This is a genomic window from Methylocapsa polymorpha, from assembly GCF_045689225.1.
GTDB lineage: Bacteria > Pseudomonadota > Alphaproteobacteria > Rhizobiales > Beijerinckiaceae > Methylocapsa > Methylocapsa polymorpha.
Window position 1 is genome coordinate 3,026,653 of the sequence record NZ_CP136862.1, and the last position, 19,307, is coordinate 3,045,959.

General features: G+C 63.2%; 17 protein-coding genes. 9 read left to right on the forward strand and 8 right to left on the reverse strand.

Annotated features, from left to right (window positions below):
* Positions 1–31 precede the first annotated feature (31 nt).
* From RZS28_RS14000 to RZS28_RS14010, 3 genes are read right to left on the reverse strand one after another with little or no spacing between them, the layout of a single operon-like run.
* A complete protein-coding gene (locus tag RZS28_RS14000) occupies positions 32–1,927 on the reverse strand; it encodes an SbcC/MukB-like Walker B domain-containing protein (protein ID WP_407338351.1) in 1,896 nt (631 codons plus the stop codon).
* On the reverse strand, positions 1,854–3,794 hold the full coding sequence (locus RZS28_RS14005; RefSeq protein WP_407338352.1) for an AAA family ATPase: 1,941 nt from the start codon (positions 3,792–3,794) through the stop codon (positions 1,854–1,856). The genes RZS28_RS14000 and RZS28_RS14005 overlap by 74 nt, the downstream gene beginning before the upstream one ends.
* A 3-nt stretch (positions 3,795–3,797) precedes the next feature.
* Positions 3,798–5,030, reverse strand: coding sequence for an exonuclease SbcCD subunit D (locus RZS28_RS14010; RefSeq protein ID WP_407338353.1), 1,233 nt, complete (start codon positions 5,028–5,030; stop codon positions 3,798–3,800).
* A gap of 251 nt (positions 5,031–5,281) precedes the next feature.
* On the opposite strand from RZS28_RS14010, the gene RZS28_RS14015 reads away from it, so the two are divergent.
* The gene (locus RZS28_RS14015) at positions 5,282–5,818 is read left to right on the forward strand and encodes a hypothetical protein (RefSeq protein ID WP_407338354.1); all 537 of its coding nucleotides are present in this window, start codon (positions 5,282–5,284) and stop codon (positions 5,816–5,818) included.
* A gap of 127 nt (positions 5,819–5,945) precedes the next feature.
* Here the strand turns inward: RZS28_RS14015 and folK are convergent, their stop codons facing one another.
* From folK to RZS28_RS14040, 5 genes are all read right to left on the reverse strand, one after another.
* Entirely contained in the window at positions 5,946–6,497 is a 552-nt protein-coding gene (folK, locus tag RZS28_RS14020; protein ID WP_407338355.1) for a 2-amino-4-hydroxy-6-hydroxymethyldihydropteridine diphosphokinase, read from the reverse strand.
* 193 nt (positions 6,498–6,690) lie between these two features.
* Positions 6,691–7,497, reverse strand: a complete 807-nt coding sequence (locus tag RZS28_RS14025) for a formylmethanofuran dehydrogenase subunit C (protein ID WP_407338356.1) — start codon at positions 7,495–7,497, stop codon at positions 6,691–6,693.
* Positions 7,494–8,402 (reverse strand): formylmethanofuran--tetrahydromethanopterin N-formyltransferase, encoded by a 909-nt coding sequence (gene fhcD / locus RZS28_RS14030; protein WP_407338357.1) that lies wholly within the window; start codon positions 8,400–8,402, stop codon positions 7,494–7,496. Before fhcD ends, RZS28_RS14025 begins: the two co-directional genes overlap by 4 nt.
* Positions 8,390–10,024 carry a formylmethanofuran dehydrogenase subunit A gene (locus RZS28_RS14035; RefSeq protein ID WP_407338358.1) on the reverse strand — a complete coding sequence of 545 codons (1,635 nt, stop codon included), beginning with the start codon at positions 10,022–10,024 and terminating at the stop codon, positions 8,390–8,392. Before RZS28_RS14035 ends, fhcD begins: the two co-directional genes overlap by 13 nt.
* Positions 10,025–11,116, reverse strand: a complete 1,092-nt coding sequence (locus tag RZS28_RS14040; RefSeq protein WP_407338359.1) for a tungsten formylmethanofuran dehydrogenase — start codon at positions 11,114–11,116, stop codon at positions 10,025–10,027.
* Positions 11,117–11,910: 794 nt separating this feature from the next.
* Between RZS28_RS14040 and RZS28_RS14045 the strand changes: the two genes are divergently transcribed.
* From RZS28_RS14045 to RZS28_RS14080, 8 genes are all read left to right on the forward strand, one after another.
* Entirely contained in the window at positions 11,911–12,174 is a 264-nt protein-coding gene (locus RZS28_RS14045) for a hypothetical protein (protein ID WP_407338360.1), read from the forward strand.
* 234 nt (positions 12,175–12,408) lie between these two features.
* Complete coding sequence (gene pabB / locus RZS28_RS14050; RefSeq protein ID WP_407338361.1) at positions 12,409–13,770, forward strand: aminodeoxychorismate synthase component I; 1,362 nt, start codon at positions 12,409–12,411, stop codon at positions 13,768–13,770.
* A complete protein-coding gene (locus RZS28_RS14055; RefSeq protein WP_407338362.1) occupies positions 13,767–14,330 on the forward strand; it encodes an anthranilate synthase component II in 564 nt (187 codons plus the stop codon). Before pabB ends, RZS28_RS14055 begins: the two co-directional genes overlap by 4 nt.
* Positions 14,327–15,169: an aminotransferase class IV gene (locus tag RZS28_RS14060; protein ID WP_407338363.1), complete on the forward strand. Its 843-nt coding sequence runs from the start codon at positions 14,327–14,329 to the stop codon at positions 15,167–15,169. The genes RZS28_RS14055 and RZS28_RS14060 overlap by 4 nt, the downstream gene beginning before the upstream one ends.
* Before the next feature lie 368 nt (positions 15,170–15,537).
* Entirely contained in the window at positions 15,538–16,719 is a 1,182-nt protein-coding gene (locus RZS28_RS14065; protein ID WP_407338364.1) for a (5-formylfuran-3-yl)methyl phosphate synthase, read from the forward strand.
* Entirely contained in the window at positions 16,716–17,330 is a 615-nt protein-coding gene (locus RZS28_RS14070) for a dihydroneopterin aldolase (RefSeq protein WP_407338365.1), read from the forward strand. Before RZS28_RS14065 ends, RZS28_RS14070 begins: the two co-directional genes overlap by 4 nt.
* 29 nt (positions 17,331–17,359) lie before the next feature.
* Entirely contained in the window at positions 17,360–17,908 is a 549-nt protein-coding gene (locus RZS28_RS14075; protein WP_407338366.1) for a flavoprotein, read from the forward strand.
* Entirely contained in the window at positions 17,905–19,293 is a 1,389-nt protein-coding gene (locus tag RZS28_RS14080) for a DUF6513 domain-containing protein (RefSeq protein WP_407338367.1), read from the forward strand. Before RZS28_RS14075 ends, RZS28_RS14080 begins: the two co-directional genes overlap by 4 nt.
* Positions 19,294–19,307 lie beyond the last annotated feature (14 nt).

Sequence of the window (19,307 nt, forward strand, 5' to 3'; positions counted from 1 at the left end):
CTTGATTCGCCGTGAGCCTTTTGGCCGCGCGTCACGCCAGCGCCGCTATGCCGGCCTGCGTGACCCTGACGGCGCTGCGGCCATTTCCATGCTTTTCGACGCGCACCTGCACCGCAATGCGCTCGATCATGGCTGCGACGTGAGTGACGACGCCGACCTTGCGGCCTTGTCCGTGCAGGGATTCAAGAGCGTCGATGGCGACATCGAGCGTTTCCGCATCGAGCGAGCCGAAGCCTTCATCGACGAACAAAGTGTCGACGAAGGCTTGGCGGCCTTCGAGCCCGGAAAGGGCGATGGCGAGCGATAGAGACACCAGGAAGCGCTCGCCGCCGGAAAGGCTGCGCGCGGCGCGCTTCTCGCTCCCCATGTCGCGATCGACGACATGAACGGAAAGATCGCTCGTTGGGGCGCGTTCGAGCCGATAGCGTGGCGCGAGCGCGGCCAGATGACGATTGGCGAGAGCGACGAGATGGTCGAGCGTCACGCCTTGCGCGAAGCGGCGGAATTTATCGCCTGACGCCGATCCGATCGCGTCATCCAAGGCCTGCCAGATTACAAGATCAGCCGCGGCCGCTTCAATCTCGACAGCCAAGGCCGCTGCGCTGTCGCGCGCCGCATCATCCTGCGAAAGTTGATTTTCAATGGCGCCCGAGCGCCGTTGCGCCGCATCGGCTTTGTCCTGCAAGCTTGCGATTTCGGCTGTCAAGGCGGCGGGGTCGTCGTCACGCGCGTCGCGAGCGAGAAGGTCGTCGAGGTCGCGTTGGCGTTCGCCAAGGCTTGCCGCCGCTTGCGACAGCGCCTTGTCGATCGCATCAATCTTTACGCGCAAGCCTTCGCGCAAGGTGAGCGCCGTCCCGAGCAATTCGCTGACGCGCTCAGTCGTAAAATCTGTCGCCGCGACCGCGGCGGCGAAATCCTGACGGCATTCGATCAGGCCTAATTTGGCCGCCTCCAGGTCGGCTCGCGCGGCGGATTCGCCATGGATGGCGGCGGCAAGCCGTTTTCCGGCTTCGGAGTCCGCTTCGCGCGCCAGATCAAGAGTCGTCCGCGCCTGCCGCCGCATCTCATTGTGACGCGTGCGATGGGCGCCTGTTTGTTCGCCCTCAATGAGCGCGGCGCGCTCCATTCGCACATCTCGCAGGACCGTCGCGCGGGCGCTCGCGTCGCTTGTCAGCGTTTCCAATGTCGCCGCTGATGTCCGCGCGGCTTCGGCCGCGGCGGCCTGCATCGGCTCGAGCGCGCGCAAGGCGGCGTCATCCTCGGCGAGGCCGGCCTTCAAGAGGCGATAGTCGTTGGCAAGCGCCTTCAGCCGCGTCGCAACAGAATCGGCGTCGCGGTCCACATCGGCCGGAGCGAAAGCGCCGGCGCGCAGAAAAGGATCAAGCTCGCGATCAATCGAAAGCAGCCTGTCGCGCAATTCGCGTGAGGTCGTTTCGGCGCCAGCGCGTTCGAGTTCGACTGCATGCAGCGCTTGGCTCTGTGCGGCCAGTTCGGCCAATTTCCGCTCCAGCGTTTCGGCGGCTTGCCCATGCGCTTCGCGCAGCTTTTCGAGGTCCGCGCGCAGTGTCTCGGCTCGGCCAAGCGGCGCGGCCAGCGCTTCGCGATCAGATTCGGCCAGTGCTGCAAGGCGCAAGACCGGGGCGAGCGCGGCCTCCGGGGCAGGGGGCAGGGCTTCGGCAAAGCCCAATGCCGCGCGGCGCTGATCGAGATCCTCGAATGCGGTTGCATAAGCGGCTTCGCTTGCTTGCAGATCGGCCAGCGCCGTCTCGCCGAGGCGAAGCGCGGCGTCATGGCGCGCGGCCGCGCCGGCAAGCGCTCCTCGGCAGCCTCGACTGCGCTTGCGGCGCCTGCGATCAATTGGTCGAGTTCGGCGCGCCGCGCTCGGATGCGCGCGACGAATTCGCGCCGGCGTCGCTGCGCTCCGCATGCGGATGATCAGCGCCGCCGCAGACAGGGCAGGGCTCGCCAGCGACGAGGCTAGCGCGGAGTTGGATAGCTTGCGGCGAGACTGTCGCGTCGGCGAGATCGATGAGGCCGACGATCTCTGTTCGTGCGGCTCTGTGCGTTGCGTGTTCGGTTTGCGCCGCCGCCCGCTGGGCTTTCGCCTGCTCCAGGTCGCCGATAGCCGCCGCGGCGGCCGCCTTCGATTTGACGAGCTCGTCTTGCGCCCGCATATGACGGTCGAGCACATTCGCGACATCGCGAAAGCCGCCGAGCAGATCGCCGAGCGCTCGATCCCGCCGCCGCAACTCCTCTTCGCCTATGGTCGCGAGGGCGGCGCGGCGCGCCTCGTTCTCGCCGCCGAGCCGGTCGCGTTCGATGCGCAGCCGATCAGCGGATGAGTTCAGATCTGCAATGAGCGACCCGAGACGGCGCGTTTCTTCAACTGCGCGGGCGCTTTTCTTTTGCGTTTCCGCATATCGGCTTTTGAGCGCGCTGCGCTTTTGCAAAAGCTCCTCGACCTCTTGAATACGATCGCACAGAACCGCCCGTTCTGGGCAAGGCGCCAGGAGCGCCGCGGCGCGATCACGCGCGGCGATGGTCTGCGCGTGAAGCGCGTCGAGGCGCTGAATTTCACCTGCGCAAGCGTTTGCGCTTCGCTCCGCTGCGGCGCGCATCGCCTCGGCCTTCTCGAGTTCCTCCACGCAGTGCTTGATTGCTCCGTCGAGTTGCTCGCAGCGCGTCCAGATTGGTCCAAGCGCCTTGAAACGGTCTTCGGCTTCGAGATCCAAAGCTTGCGCTTGCTCGCGCTCCGCCGCGGCGTTCATGGCGGTCTCGCGCGCTTGCGCGGCTGCGGAGCTTGCGTCGACGAGCATGTCTTCGGTGCGGGCTTGGCGTTCCTCGGCTTGGGCGAGGATTGCCGCTTTCGCTCGCAATGGCTCGACCGCATCGAGCTCAGCGAGAAAGCCACGCTCGGGGGCGACGTCTGTCGACGCAAGGAGCGCGGCATGATGCGCCGCCGCCGCTTCCGCGCATTTTTCGCGCGCAAGGCCAATGCGGGCGTGATGCTCCAGACGCTCTTTCAAGGCGGCAATCGCGGCCCCGATTGCTTTCGTCTCAGCGGCCAGGCTCAGGAGCTCCTCCGCGAGCGAGACGCGCGCCGGCTCATCGAGGAGGCCAATCGCCGCGCGCCTCGCTTCAAGGCCGTCCAGCGCATTCCTACGCTGTTCCATCTCCTCATGCGCGCGCCTTGAAAGCGCGGCGTAAATTTCTGTCCCGGTCACTTTCTCCAAGAGCTCGGCGCGCTCGTTTTCGCCGGCGAGCAGGAAGGCGTCGAACTCCCCTTGGGCGAGCAAGACGGTGCGGCGAAACTGGTCGAAGGTGAAGTCGGTCAAAGCCTGAACTTTGGCGAGCACGTCCCGTTTGCCGCTGGCGATCGCTTGGTTGTCGCTGATGCGGATGAGACTGCGCAGCTCATTCTGCAGCGCGCCATTGGCTCGCCCTCTCGCGCGTAGAACCTCCCAGCGCACCCGGTAGGATTGTCCGTCCATGGCCAGAAAATCGACTTCGGCAAAGCCTTTGCCCGCGCCGCGCCGTAACAGCGCGCGCGCATCCTGGCCGCTGATCTCTTTTCCGCTCGGATCCGGGGCGAGTTCGCGCCGATCGATGGCGACGCGCGGATAGGCGCCGTAGAGGGCGAGGCAGATCGCGTCGAGGATGGTCGATTTGCCCGCGCCGGTCTCGCCGGTGATCGCAAAAAGCCCCGTGCTCGCGAGAGGCTCGCGGCAAAAATCAAGCTGAAAAGGAGCGGCGAGGCTGGCAAGATTTTCGCCGCGGACGGCAAGGATGCGCATCGCTCACAAGTCCGCGCGGAGAAAATGAAAGGCATCGAGATGCGGCGCGTCGGGCGGCCGGCCATTGCGCTTTTCGAAAGCGCGTCGGAACATCTCCTCGGGATCGCGTTCGGCAAGTCGGACGAGAGGGGCGTCGGTCTCGGCAGCCGGCTCCGCCTCGGCCGAAGCAGCGACGCGCGCATCGACAAGCCGAACCGGGAAGGTTTCGACGATCCGATCGACCTCGGCGCGAAAGCCCGCGACGAGCCCATCGCGCGAAAGCCTGACGTCGAGAAAGGGCCGGCTTTCCAGCGGCAGCCTCGGATCGAGCCCGAGCTGCGACAATCGATCGGCCAGTTCGTCCAGCCGCAGCGCGCCTTGCTCCGGCAGCCGCAGAAAAGGAATGGGGCGGGCGAGCGGAACATGCTCGGTTCGCAATTCGGCGCCGTCGAGCGTGATCAATGTGATCCCATGGCGGTAAGCCTGTTCCGTTGCAGAAAGCGGAAAAAGCGAACCGCTGTAGCGCACCCTCCCGCCGCCGACGTTCTGCGCGCGATGGAGATGGCCGAGCGCGACATAGGCCGCATCTTGCTCGGCGAATATGTCGGCGGGAACTGCGTGCTCGCCCCCAATGAGAATGCGCCGCTCCGCGCCTTCCGACTCGACGGCTCCTGCGACATGGAGATGGCCGGTCGCGATAAGCGGCAGGCCCCCTCGTAGCGGCGCGGCGCTTTCGAACAATTCGGCGTAGAGAGAAGCGACGGCGCGAATGATCGGAGAGCCTCCAGCCTCGCTTTGGGAGAGAGGCGGCAGGCAGGCCGCCGTCGGATAGGATACGGCGAGCACGTGCGCGGCGATGTCGCCCTTCGCGTCGGTAAGCGGAATGAAATGCCGCCTTGCGTCGATCTTGCCGTCGCGCCGCTCGACATTGCCGACGACATGGACGCGGAATTTTTCGAGCAGCGGGCGGGGCGCTTCCAGCCGGCCCGCCGCGTCATGATTGCCGGCGGTGATGACGGTCGTCAGCGTGGGGCGCGCGCGGTTAAGCCGGACGAGAAGATCGAAAAAGAGCCGCTGCGCCTCCCCGCCGGGGTTTTGTCCGTCGAACACATCCCCCGCGACGATGAGCGCGTCGATTTCCTGCTCCGCCACAAAAGTTATGAGTTCGGCGAAGACCGCGCGATGTTCCGCATCGCGGGAGAAGCCGCGCAGCGTCTGACCGATGTGCCAATCGGCCGTGTGAACGATTTTCAGCATCGCTCGGCAGTTTGAAGGATTCGCGGATCAAAGACGAGGAGTTCCGCGTCTCGCGCGCGCGATTGCAAATCCCTTGATGATGTGGCCCGAGGCCTGGCGCCTGCGCCCCGGAGACCGGAAAGGCCAGCAAGGTAAGGAGTGTCGCTAGTAATAAATTAACATATTTCATTAATCTTAATAATTAAGAGCAGTAGCCGCCCCATTTAAAATACGGCTATTCTGCGTCAAATCGAAGCACGAAAATAGAACTCTTGATTTTATTAAGTGTATCCAATATACACAAAATTGACATGAGGATTGAAATTGCCATGAAAAGACTTGCGTTTTTGCTCGCACTCGTCCCCGCGCAAGCCTGGGCTGTCGACGGCGCTACGGTTTTGCAAGGGCCGCCTGTGGCGATCGACGCGAGTTCTGGAGATGATTTTCCTCACTATGACGTCGTTGGGCGGTGCAAAACAGCATGGCCCGGAAACAGTCGCACCGCGGAATCGGCGCGGACGGTTTGTGTGGAGCGACAGAACAGGATCGCTGGCCTGAGTTCTCAGGGCTGGCGCTTGATTTCGGCCTCCGCTAGACGCGAGTGCGTCAAGCGCGCCGACTCCGCTGCGGTTGCCGCCTATAATGTTCTTTACGCCTGTGTCGGCCTGGCGGCGTTCCGAGAGAACAATCAGTCGAGAGCGGAGCGCATTGCAAATGTGATCCGCGAGCAAAATAGCCCCGGCCAGGGCGGTCGCGTTCGCGTCGGCACGATGGAAGAAATATTATCGCCGGTTCAGAACGCGCGATGAGGGACAGACATGCGGTCGGCGTCCTCGGGTCGAGGGGCCGCCGTAAGCGTTTCGCCAGTGAAGCGGAAGCCGTTTTGCGCTGGGAAATCCGGTAAGGAACGGGAAATATTATGGCGTCGCGGGAGCTTTAGCCCTCGCCTGAATGCGGCGCTTTGGGCTCTTCGCTCGACCATTTCTCTATAGGCTCGTCCGCGAATCGCGCGGCGGCGTCTTTGACTGAACGGCCTGAAAGGCTCAAGCTTGGCGCGATCTCGGCCAGGGGCACGAGCACAAAAGCTCGCTCGAAAAGAGCTTTATGCGGCAGATTCAGCTGCGCATGCTCGAAACGCTCGTCGCCGTGGAACAATATGTCGATATCGATGAGGCGCGGCCCCCAGCGGACCGAGGGTTCGCGGCCCATGTCGCGCTCGACCGCATTGGTCGCGGCGAGAAGTTCGAGGGGTTTGAGGCGTGTTTCCCCCAAGGCGCAGGCATTGGCGAAAAAGTCCTGCTCGACATAACCCCAAGGCGCGGTGCGGTAGATCGAGGAGATCGCCGTCACGCGAACAATTCCCCGATCTTGCAGGAGCGCGAGCGCGCGGCGGATATTGCCGGCCTTGTCGCCGATATTGCTGCCGAGGCCGAGTCCGATCTGCGTCAGCGGGCCTTCGCCCAAAAGCTCAAGCGAGTTTGGCGGCATCACAAACCTTGAAAGCGGCGAAGATCTTCGCCGCATGATGAGCAGGCGAAATGGCGGCCCCCATCGCAGCCGCCGCGAGACCCGCTGCTTCTCATATGTCCTTCCAGGCGCATCTGTTTAAGACATAAGGCGAAAAGGAGCGCGACGAAAGCCATGCCTGTCTCCGCGGCGCGGGCGGCGGGGACAGCATGTTTCACGCGGGGTAGAGAATCTCTCCCTTTCCAAGGGCCGCCGTATCTCCCGCGAACCGGTTGAGAAGGCCGGAGAAAAGCTTGGCTGTGCCGCGGCTTTCCGGGCGGAGCAGGCGGGCGAAGAGACCGGCGAAGGCGAGTTCGTGCGATCCACAATCGACAAACGTGGGGGCCAATTCAGGCGGATTGGCGAGCGCAATCGTGCCTCGCCGCATGAGATAGCCCGGCAGGACGCCGCTCGGCCCGAGCACGATCAGCGTGCCGGCGATCATGCGGCTGCCGGGATAATCCCCAGCCGATCCTTCGATCAGGATCGTGCCGCGGCGCAGCCGATCTCCGGCGCGCGCGCCGGCGTCCCCGCGCACAATTAGAAATCCGCCGGTGATCCCCTCGATCTCGCCCTCGAGCGGGGCGCCGAGGAAGTCCCCGGCATTGCCCGCGATCTCCAACCGGCCGCCGGATAGGGCGGACCCTGCGTAAGGGCCTGCGTCCCCGGCGACGACGAGATTGCCGCCGCTCATGCTCCGGCCGACCGACTTGCCAACGTCGCCCTCGACGATGATTTCGCCGCTCCTCAAGTCCTGGCCGACATTGTCGAGCCGCTCCGATCCACCCTCGAAGACGATCGTTTGCGCGTCGCCGGAGCGGATCTTGAAAATATCGCCGACGGCGATTTTCTCGCGCGTGGTCTGCAGCTCGATCTGCGCAATCTCCTTCGCCGATTTGCCGTTGAGCACATGCGGCGTGAGGGGGGCGAGGTCGAGCCTTTGGTCCGGCTCTCGTTCAAGTGCGAAGACGAGTGGCTTCACGGCAAAAGATCCTTCAGGTGGAAATGGAAGGGGCCGAGCTTCCCTCCGTAATTGCCGGCGCCGACCCGCACCGCGCCATGCTCGGGGCCGAGCTTCACAATTGCCGCAAGGCCGGCGCGCATGGCCTTCGCCACGGCCTGTTCGGTCAGGCCGTCGATGACGATTTCGAGGACGCAGCCAATGTCTTCATCAAGATTGGTGTTCACCGCGCCCCGCAAGGTGGGGCAATAGGCGTCATTGGTGGAGGCCGACATGGCTTTGTATTTCGAGCCGACCTTGGAGCCCGAGCGCACGATCCCTCCTGGGAAGGGCAGGATCACGTCTTTGACGCCGTTCATCGACTCGACCGCGAGTTCGGTGGCGCGCAAGGTGGTTTTCGGGGTTGCGCCCATGATCAGCAAATTGCCGCCGCCGACCGCCTTCTTGGTGAGGCCGGTCGTCGCCTCGCAGAGAAACTCGCCATCCATGACCGGCACGCGCCAGAAATGCCGCGCGCCGAATTTCTTCGACACCTGCCAGCCATCGCCGAAATAGCGGATGGAGTCGCCGATCTGCAGTCTGTCTGCGCCGTCGAGATCGCCGAAACAGGCGGATCCCGGCGAGGTCAGAACGCATTGGCCGACCCGGTTCACGAGCTGGGTCTGCAATGTGTCAGTGGACATGGCGAAGATGAGAACGCGGACGCCGGGGCGGCCGTCGGGCGTCTCCTTCGCGGAGAGCTCATGGTCGATCCCCGCCTCGCAGCCGCAGCCGATGACGGAAGTGGCGAAGCCGGTCATGGTGGTTGCGGCCTGCCTCGCCCATTTCTGATTGGGCCCGGTGATGACGATCGCAGTGCCGCGCATCGGAAAAGCTTCGGCGAACGATTCGTCTATGCGGACGCCGTTCCTGACTATTGGGCGCATGCGACCTCCTGGAACGGATCGGGACGCGGAAGGATATGCTCCGGGACTGCGAACATATTATGAGACACGCCGAAGTGATGGTCGTAATAGCCCGCGAGGCGGCGATCGATGGCTTTATCGTAGCCGGGATTGACCTTGAGCGTCTTGCCCCAGCGATAATGGGTGACGGTCCCATCGCGCACGACGAGATCGCCGTCCTTGAAGACGAGATGGGCGGCGCGGAACATTTTCGCGATGTCCTTGTCGGGTGAATAGACCGCGATATCGGCGAGTCCGCCGGCGCCCAGATGGCCGCGATCCTTCAGGCCGAGAAGCTTCGCGGGCGCCGCGCGGGTCATGATGGCGATTTCATTCAGATCATATTCGCGCGCGATGGAGGGCAGAGTCGTTACGTCAAGAGCCCCCTGCGGCAGGCGCGCGGCGGTCTCGGCCCGCGCTTCGCGGCTCATCAGCAGGGCGAAGACCTCCGGATAGGTCGTGAAAGGCGCGCCATTCGGATGGTCGGTCGTGAAGAAAACGCGCCATGGGTCGTTGATCAGCAGAAACAGCTCCAGACCGCAGGCCCATTGCACCGCATTGGCGAATTCGGTCTCGCGATAATGGTAAGGCACGATTCCGCCGCCCTCGGCGTCGGCGTCGAAAATGACCGACTTCCTCGGCCGCGCCATGGCTGTGGCGTTGAACTGACGCAGCACGTCGGAGGAAATAGTGACCGTTTGCCGGAACATGGCCTGTCCGACGTCAACCGTCACATTTGGCGCGGCGTTGACCGCCGCGGCGACGGCGGCCGCGCCGGATGAGAAGCCATGATCGCCCTCATTGCCATAACAATAGAATTGCAGATGCGCGAGATGCAGAGGCTTGCCGCGCGCCGCCTCGATCGTCGCGATCGCCGTCGAGACATTGCCCGGAATGCCGAGGTTGTTGCAGTGCAAATGCAGCGGATGCGGGATCTTGAGATCGTCGACCGCCTGCTGCAGCGCCTCAAGAATTTTCCGCGACGTGGTCCCGTAGAAAGGCACCTGATCGTCGAGGCCAAAGGCGCGCACGTTATATTTAAAGGCGGTTGCGCCGCCGGCGTTGATGGTCTTGAGGCCGAGCCCGTTGGTCGCCGCTAGCGTTGCGGCGACATAATCGGCCACCGCCGAGGGTTTCTCTCCGTCGCGCAGCAAGGTCAGCAGAAAATCGTCATTGCCGAGGATCGTCAGCGCCCCTTTGTCGAGGATCGGCACGTCGGAAAGCTCAAGATGTCCCTGCAAGGCCTGATGCGGCGCGAGGGCCGGCTCGATCACCGTGGTGAAGCCCATGGACGCATAGATATTGCCGGTCTCGAAGGTCGACCATTTGGCGTTGGCCAGCGGCAGGACCTTCTGCAGCGGCGCGCTGGCGCGGTGCATCTCGGGGAGGAGCAAACGCGCCGTGTTCACATTGCCGCCGGCGATGTGGGAATGAATGTCAATTGCGCCAGCCATGACGATCTTGCCGGAGACATCATGGATTTGGTCCGGCTGTCTGCCGTGTGGCGGGTCTATGATCCGCGCATCCTCGATCCACAGGTCGCCGATCTCGTCGCGGCTATTGGCGGGATCTATGATGCGGCCGCCTTTCAGAAGAATAAGCATTTAGACCTCTCCGCCGATATGTTGCGCGATGCGGTCGATGACGGAAGCGACCGAAGGGGCGTCGCTCGGAAGCGAGGCCTGACGGGCGACGATCGCTCCGACCTCGCGCGCGAACTCGGCTCCATCATGATCGACGCCTGGGCAGCCGACTTCCACGCGCACCTGCGGTTCGTGCTCGAACCGCGTTTGCGGCGGAACAAGCGCGATGAGCGGCACTTGCCTTTTCCATTGCGGGGTCTCCCTTCCATAGGCGGAGATCCAGAGCGCGGCGTCGGCTTCGCCGCTTTCGACCAGGCGCGTGGCGTCGAATCGCCATGTGTCATGCTCGGGGAACGCGCGGCCGAACGAGGTCCGCACGGGGAAGCCCGTCATCCAGCCCGATGTCTGCAAGACCCCGCCCGCATTGGCGTCCGCGCCGAGGGGAAGCCCGGAGAAGCGCGTCGTCTTGTTGAGATCGGCGAGGAGCCCATAGAGCATTTCGATCGACAGGCTGTCGAGAAGCTCCGGGCCCCAGACCGCGACGCCAAAGCGTGCGGCTTTGAGAATCTGCGCCGCTTCATCGAGCTTGCGCTTGGCGCCCTTGCCCGAGCTGATCGGCCGATCGGCGAGGCGCGCCCGCAAGCTCGCGAGCGTGACGTGCAGATCCGTCGAGTCGAGCGTCGTGACGGACAGGCCATCGACTTGGGCGGCAGAGCGGCCGGGCGCAATCCAGACGAGCTTCCGCTCTGCATGGGCGAGATCGAACTCCGGGACTTGGGCAGGCGCCAGACGCTCCAAAAGCTGCGGCCAGATGCGCGTCAGATCCTTGCCGATGAAGAGGAGCACATCGGCGCGCAGCCGCGCCTCGTTCGGCGTCGTGAAAAATCGGCCGGCCTGACGCAGGACGTCGAGATCCGCGAAAATCCTGTCCGACTGCAAGTGGTCATAGGCGCCGCGAAGCCGCTCAGCCAGCGCAATCGAGACGCGGGCGCCGGCAATATCGGTCCCGAGACCGGCAATGACGGGCAAGCGCGCGCGCGACAGAATTTCCGCCGCGCGCTCGGCTGCCGCGTCAATCGAGGCCGGCCTCCCGTCGATCTGGGCTTCAGTCATGGCGCCTCCCTAGAGATCTGTTCGCATGGCATGAATTTCGCCCTTCTCTTGCGGGCTGTTTCCTGGCGTTGCGCCAAACCTTGCGACGCAACGAGAAATGATCGCGCCGCACATGTTTCGGATAGCGCTGTTAGCGCGCTTTCGGTCCGGCGGGAACCATGAAAGCGCTCCAACGCCTCAGTTTCTCGCATTTTCGGACAGAGAGTCGCATCGCAAGGAGCCGCCATTGGGGCTGAGGCCAAATCGAAGCCGGCAAGGCATTGTTCGGTTCCGTGACCGCGGCGTGGGGTTTGCGAAAGGGCGGCTTGCGTCAGCGCCCCGGCCGGCGCGGATGTCGGCTGATCGAACGCGGGATGCGACGATCGATACAGGCATCGGATGATCCTCCCGAGACCGCGTCATAAGCCGACCGCCTCCCGCGCGGAGCGTTGGCCTCGCTTTGGCGGCAGAGCTTATAATGGGATGGCATGCCCGACAGCGTGTCACGACGTCGACGAGGCGTCAGGGCGATGGTGAAGCCCCGCCTAGCCTTACGAAGAATCGCCTGCTTTCCCTTATGCAGACGACCTTGAAGCCGGATATTGCATAATGCTACGGTATGCTATCCGAGCGTGCAAGACGACGATCGAATTTTTTTCAAGGTCGCACTATATTAGAGAGAAATTTTCGTCGGCGATCGATGTTGACGCGATCTCCAATTATATTGCATAGGGACCCTTCTGGACGTTCTCTCGTGAAGCTCGGTCTCGGTGAAGCTGGGTTTTCAGCCGAAAGGACCACCAAAGGAGGAGTCCATGTCGGGTCAATCTGAAATCCGCAAAACCGCCCACCAGTCCCGCGCCGCCATGCCAGTCGCGGAAAGGTCGGGGTTGGCGCCTTTTTATGCGAGACGCCGCAGAAACATCTGGATCGCCTATAAGGGACGGCCCGCCGCGAAGCCGGCCTCGCCGCCCGCGGAGAAGGCTCCGCCGCCGAAGGAAGCCCAGCCGCAGGCTCCCGCCGCGCCGAAACCGGCTGAGCCGGCCAAAGAAGCCGGCGGCGAGGCGTCGCGGAAGTAGGTTTGGGCAAGGCCTTCAGCCTATCGAGCTTATGAATGGCCTGGCGCAGCCAAGAGAATCGGATCCAGCGGGCATGGCGGGACGCCTCGCCGGTCAGAGTTTCAATCGATTTGGAAATCTATTTGGCGTAGGAGATTCGGGGAGGCCGTCGGGGCGTCAAAATCCCAAGCCTTCGAGCGCGGCCCATTCAGCGGGGATTTTGACCCAGCCGGATGAGGCTGCGGAGGCAGGTCCATGCATGTCATCGAGATCGCGTTTGGTGACCCGGCCGAGGCGGCTTTCGCGCTCAGCCATTTGCCGTTCGTCACGTTTCTCGACAGCGCGATGGCTGACGGGAGGCTTGGCCGCTACAGCTTTATCGCGGCGGATCCCTTTGCGCGGCTCCGCGTCGCCGAAGGGGAGAGCGGCTGGGTCGATCGGCTAAAGTCGCTTCTGGCCCAGTATAAAATGGCCCCCTTGGCCGGTCTGCCGCCGTTTCAAGGCGGGGCGGCTGGGCTGTTTTCCTACGAACTCGGCCGTAGCCTGGAGCGTCTGCCGAAGCCGCCCTTGGACAAGCTCGGCTTTCCTGATCTTTCTCTGGGGCTTTACGACGTGGTCGTCGCTTTCGACTCCGTTGAGCGGCGCGGTCACATTCTTTCGACCGGTCTTCCCGAGATGGAGCCGGCGGCGCGCAATCGGCGCGCCATCGAGCGCGGGCGCTGGTTCGAGGCGCAGCTCGGGCGCGCTGTTTCGCATCGGCCGGGAAATATTTCGCTCTCCGGTTGGACCAGCAATTTCACCCGGACCGGCTATGAGCGGGCGGTTCGCGAAGTCATCGAGCGCATCCTCGCCGGCGATATTTTTCAAGCCAATCTATCGCAGAGATTTGAAGCGCCGACGCCGCCGGATTTCGATCATTTTGGCTTCTACCGGCATTTGCGCAAGGTCAATCCCGCGCCTTTCGCGGCCTATCTCGACCATGCCGATTTCGTCATCGCCTCGGCCTCGCCCGAAAGGTTCCTCCGGGTAGAGGGCGATCGCGTCGAGACGCGGCCGATCAAGGGCACAAGGCCCCGCTTCGCCGACGCTTTCCTGGACAGCCTTCAAGGCCAGGCGTTGCGGGAAAGCCGCAAGGATCGCGCCGAGAATGTCATGATCGTCGATCTCTTGCGCAACGATCTTTCGAAGGTCTGCGTCCCCGGATCGGTGCAAGTCCCGCAATTATGCGGCCTCGAGACCTTTTCTTCGGTCCATCATCTCGTCTCGTCCGTGGTCGGCCGCCTCCGCGAGGGACAGAGCGCCGTCGATCTCTTGGCCGCCGCCTTTCCCGGCGGCTCGATCACTGGCGCGCCGAAAGTTCGCGCGATGGAAATCATCACGGAGTTGGAGGGCCATGCGCGCGGCCCTTATTGCGGCGCGATCGGCTATATCGGCTTCAACGGCGCGATGGACATGAATATTGTCATTCGAACGGCGAGCTTCCGCAATGGCGCATGCGTCGTGCAGGCCGGCGGCGGGATCGTCACGGCGTCTGACCCGGCCGCGGAATATGTGGAGACGCTGGATAAGGCGCGGCGGATCTTCGAGGCCTTCGGCGTCAAGGAACTCGCCTTATGATCCTCGTGATCGACAATTACGATTCCTTCGTCCACACGGTTGCGAATTATTTGCGCGAGCTCGGCGCGGAGCCCGAGGTTGTGCGCAACGACGCGCCTCTGCCCGACGAGACGCCGGAAGCCATCGTGATTTCGCCAGGACCTTGCACGCCGAACGAGGCGGGCATCTCGATGCGGCTGGTGCGGGAATATTCCGGCCGCGTGCCCATTCTCGGCATTTGTCTTGGCCATCAATGTATCGGACAGGTTTTCGGCGGCGAGGTCAGGCGCGCCTTGCGCCCAATGCACGGCGAGGCGAGCCTGGTGCGGCATGACGCTTCGGGGATTTTGCAAGGCTTGCCAAATCCGCTCAATGTCGGGCGTTACCATTCGCTGATCGTTGACCTCGACGACAGGAAAACCTCGCTCGATGCGACGGCTTGGTCGCAAGAAGACGAGATCATGGCTTTGCAGCATCGCGAGCATCCGACATTCGGGGTGCAATTCCATCCAGAGTCTATCCTCACGGAACATGGCCATCAAATGCTCGGCAATTTCCTTGGGCTCATTCGCCGGCAATGACGCAGGCGTGGCGGGATGGGAGGCTCGTCGCGCCGGAGGCGGCGCATGTTTCAATCGCGGATCGCGGGCTTTTGCTCGGCGATGGCGTTTTCGAGACGATTCTGGTTCATAACGGGCGCGCTTTCGATCTCGACGCGCATCTTGCGAGGCTCGAAACCGGTCTTGGCGTCCTGGGTTTCGCCGAGGCGGTGGATCTGGCGAAGCTTCGCGCCGACATCGCGCATTATCTGACGCTCGAAAACGCCGCCCGCGCCGTTCTGCGCCTCACCGTGACCCGAGGCGTTGGTCCGCGCGGCCTCGCTCCGCCCGATACGCCGCATCCGACGATTTTGATGACGCTCTCGCCCTTGCCGCCGCCGCGCGAGAGGCCGCTGTCCCTCCATGTCGCGACCTCGACGCGCCGCAACGAGCTGTCGCCCGTTTCGCGCATCAAGGCGCTGCCTTACCTCGACAATTTGATCGCTTTTCAGGAGGCGCGCGCGCAAGGCGCCGATGACGCGGTCATGCTCAATACGCGCGGCGCCGTCGCCTGCGCGACGGTCGCCAATCTGTTTGTTGTCCGCGAAGGCCGGTTGGAGACGCCGCCCGTCGCCGATGGCGCATTGCCTGGCGTGATGCGGGCGCTCGTGCTCTCGCTGGCGAAAGAGGCGGGACTGGCCCCGGAGGAAAACTCGCTCCGCACTGGCGATCTTGCTGCGGCGGACCATGTTTTTCTCACGAACAGCCTGCGCGGCGTCGCTGAGGCAGGGTCATGCAATGGCGCCGAGCTTCGACGCATCGCTGGCGGGGCGGTCGAACGGTTGCGGAAGCTCATAGCGGCCCGCCTTGAAGAAGCGTGATTTTTGACCTCAGCAGCGCGGCTGCAATCCGGCTTTCCGGCGGTGATGGATGATCGTGGCGACAATCAGCGTCGCAATTGCATTTTAACCGCCAATCTCTATATAGAAGCGTCCGCAAGTAGGTCAGGCTATACTGTCGAGGCTTCGCTTTTACCGCGGGCGCGAGGGTCTGAAATGCGCCGCGCGCTGAGTTCAAGCCGATCATCATGAGCCTTTTTTGCCGGGTCAGACCGCATATGCTGCGCGGCGATCCAATTGGTCTCTGCCGCGACGATCGAAATGCGCGGCGGAGCGCTTTGGTTCGGAATGCCTGAAGTTCGATTGCGCGGTGCGCAAGATTTGCTAACGACGTTCGAGGAAGCGCCATAATGACTTTGATGCTCGCGAGTGTGACCAATCCCGCCGAAGCGGAAGCGGTTTGGGCGGGCGGCGCCGACATCATCGATCTGAAAGACCCGGCGAAAGGGGCGCTTGGCGCCCTCGATGCGCGCGTTGTCGCCGAGGTCGTTCACGCCATCGCGAAACGCAGATTGGTCAGCGCCACCGCCGGCGATTCCTTTGCCTCGCCTGAGGCCGTCATCGACGCCGTTGTCACGATGGCCGCAACCGGTGTCGATTACGTCAAGGTCGGCTTTTCGTCGGATGAGGCCGGAGCCGATTGCATCCGCGCATTGGGGTCGCTCGCGGGCAAGGTCAAGCTTGTCGGCGTCCTCTTTGCGGATCGCGAACCCGACCTGGCGGTCTTGCGGCTCATGGCCGAGCAGGGTTTCGTCGGGGCCATGCTCGACACGGCTGCGAAAGGGGATGGCCGTCTTCTCGATCACATGGATGTCGCCGCGCTTGTCCGATTCGTCGATCAATGCAGGGAGGTTGGACTGCTTTCCGGTCTCGCGGGCTCGCTTGAGGCTCCCGACGTGCCGCGTCTGCTCCCGCTTCAGCCGACTTACCTCGGATTTCGCGGGACCTTGTGCCATGGCCGGTCGCGCAACGCTTCGATCGACGCCGCGTCGGTGAGAATGATCCGGGATTTGATTCCCTGTGAAGGGGATAGTCAGATCGCGCCCGCAGAGTCGAGGATCGATTGGCGTTTCCTGGCGGCCCGCGCCCATGCCGCGCCGAGCGAGCGCACCATTGAGACAGATCGGGTCTTTGTGCACGACCTTGTTATTCCATGCTCGATAGGCGCCTATGATTTCGAGCGCGGCCTGAAGCAAAATGTGCGCTTCAATATCGATGTCGACATCAAGCGCGCGCAGCATCATTCCGACGACATGCGCGACATTTTTTCCTACGATCTCATCGTTGACGCGATCAAGATCATCCTCGGGCGCGGCCATGTCGAATTGATCGAGACGCTGGCGCGCGACATTGCGGAGTCCGTTTTGAGCCATCCGCATGTCGTGCGGCTTTGCGTGCGGGTCGAGAAGCTTGACGTTATCTGCGGCATGGTCGGCGTCGAGATCAAACGCGAGCGCGCGACGGAATTGGCCGCCGTCGATCGGCTTTTTCCCAGTTTGACGGGCGCAGCCGGCAACACGAGGAGCCATTGAACGTCACGATCGTCAAACTCGGCGGCAGCCTTGCGCATTCGCCGCAACGTGAGGCGTGGCTCGCCGCATTGGTCTCCTGGGGCGGACCGCTCATCCTCGTTCCCGGCGGAGGCCCTTTCGCCGATGGCGTGCGCAAGGCGCAAGACGCCTTAGGTTTCGACGATGCCGCCGCCCATCGCATGGCTCTTCTCGCCATGGAGCAATTCGCCATCGCGCTCGCCGCGCATTCGGACGCCTTCGTTCTGGCCGGATCCCTCGCTGAGATGGACAGTGTCTTGGAAGAAGGCAAAATTCCTATCTGGCTTCCGTCGCATATGGCGCTCAGCGCTCTCGATCTGCCCGCGTCTTGGGACGTGACCTCCGATTCGCTTGCGGCCTGGCTCGCGGGAACATATGGCGCGCGCCGCCTGCTGCTGATCAAATCCTGCGATTCGACGGCTCCAGTCTCGGCTTGCGATCTTGCCGCGGATCAAATCGTCGATCCGCTATTCCCCCGCTTCGCCGCGCAGAGCCAAGCGGAGGTCTGGCTCGCGGGTCCGGCGTCGCTGCCAAGCGCCTCCGAAATCTTGCGGGGCGGCGGGATGCCGGGCGCGGGCGTCAGCCTTTCTTGATCCATTGGAGCCTTTAGATTGGTGCGAGCATGAGCAAAGTCGTCACCCCGCGCTGGGGATGGGCGCTGACCGGTTCCGGTCATTTCTTCAACGAGTGCATCGAGCTCGCGCGGGAATTGGAGCACGTGGACCTTTTCGTCAGCAAGGCGGCGGCGGAAGTCTTGCGCATGTACAAGCAGAGACTCGATCTGCCGAAATCCGCCCGCGTCTTCAGCGACACGGCCGCGAGCTCGCCCCAAGTCGGCTATTTCTACCATGGCGTCTACCACACGCTTATCGTCGCGCCGGCGACCTCGAACAGCGTGGCCAAATTCGTCTATGGCATATCCGACAATCTCGCGAGCAATGTCTTCGCCCAGGCCGGCAAGTGCCGCGTTCCGACGATCGTCTTCGCCTGCGATACGGCGCCGGAATTGGAAACGCGCGCTCCAGACGGTATGGTGAAAGTATTTCCGCGGCGGATCGATCTTGAAAATTCGCAGAAGCTGAAGATCTTCGAAGCGACCAGCGTGGCTGAAAGCTTGAGCGACTTGAAAGAGTTCATCGCGCGGCGCCGGAGCGAATTGCCAGTGACATGAGCGAGCGCCTCCTTTTCCTCACCGGCCATCTGGCCTATCCGCGAATCGACAGGCTCTTGCGGTCCATGGGGGAGACGCCTTTCATCTGGGAGGTTTGCGACATCGGCGTCAAAGTGGCGGCGCTCATGACGGAGTCCATCATCATGCGCCGGCTCTCGCGGCCCATTCAGGCGGATCGCATCATCTTGCCTGGCCGGTGCCGCGCCGATCTCGCGCATCTCTCGGATGCGCTCGGCGTGCCGGTCACGCGCGGGCCGGAAGAATTGAGCGATCTTCCCGCCTATCTCGGGCGCGGCGGGGAAGCCCCGGATCTGTCGCGATATGACATTCGGATCTTTGCCGAGATCGTCGACGCGTCCGCGCTTTCGATCGAGGCTTTGCTCAACCGGGCGGAGGCGATGCGCAAAGCGGGCGCCGACGTCATCGATGTTGGGGGCCTGCCCGATACGCCTTTTCCGCATCTCGAGGATTGCGTTCGCGCGCTGAAATCCGCTGGCCATCGGGTTAGCGTCGATTCCGCCGACAAGGAGGAACTCGCGCGCGGCGTCAGGGCGGGCGCAGATTTTCTCTTGAGCCTTGATGAAGGCTCTCTCGATATTGCCGAGGGCTCGAAGGCGACGCCTATTCTCGTGCCTGCGCCGCACGGCGATCTCGACTCCCTCGTTCGCGCCGCGCATGAAGCGGAGCGGCGCGGCTTCTCCTTTATCGTCGATCCTATTCTCGATCCGATCCATTTCGGCTTCGCCGCCTCTCTCGTGCGCTACGTCGAAACGCGACGGCGTCTTCCTCATGCGGAAATGATGATGGGAACAGGCAATCTCACCGAATTGACCGAGGCGGATTCGGGCGGAGTCACCGCTATTCTGCTCGGGCTCTGTTCGGAGCTTTCAATTCGCAACGTGCTCACCGTCCAGGTCAGTCCACATACGCGACGCACGATCGAGGAGCATGATGCGGCGCGACGCCTCATGCTCGCGGCCTCTCGCGACGGCGCCTTGCCGAAGGGCTATGGCGCGGGCCTGCTGCAGCTCCATGATCGTGCGCCATATCCATCGTCGAAACAGGAAATCGCCGAGGTCGCCGAGGATGTGCGGGACGCAAATTTCCGCATCGCAACGGCCGAGGATGGAATTCATATTTTCAACCGCAACGGGCATCATATTGCGCGCGATGCATTTTCCCTGTTTCCGAAGCTCGGCGTCGAGGCCGATGGAGCGCATGCTTTCTATTTGGGCGCGGAGCTCGCCAAGGCCGAAATCGCTTTCTCCCTCGGTAAACGCTATGCGCAGGACGAGCCGCTCGACTGGGGCTGCGGGGCCGATCGGCCGGAGGAAGACAAGAGCCGCTTGCGCGAAGCGGGCCACACGTTGCGCGCCAAGGTCTGACGCGCCTTCGCGCG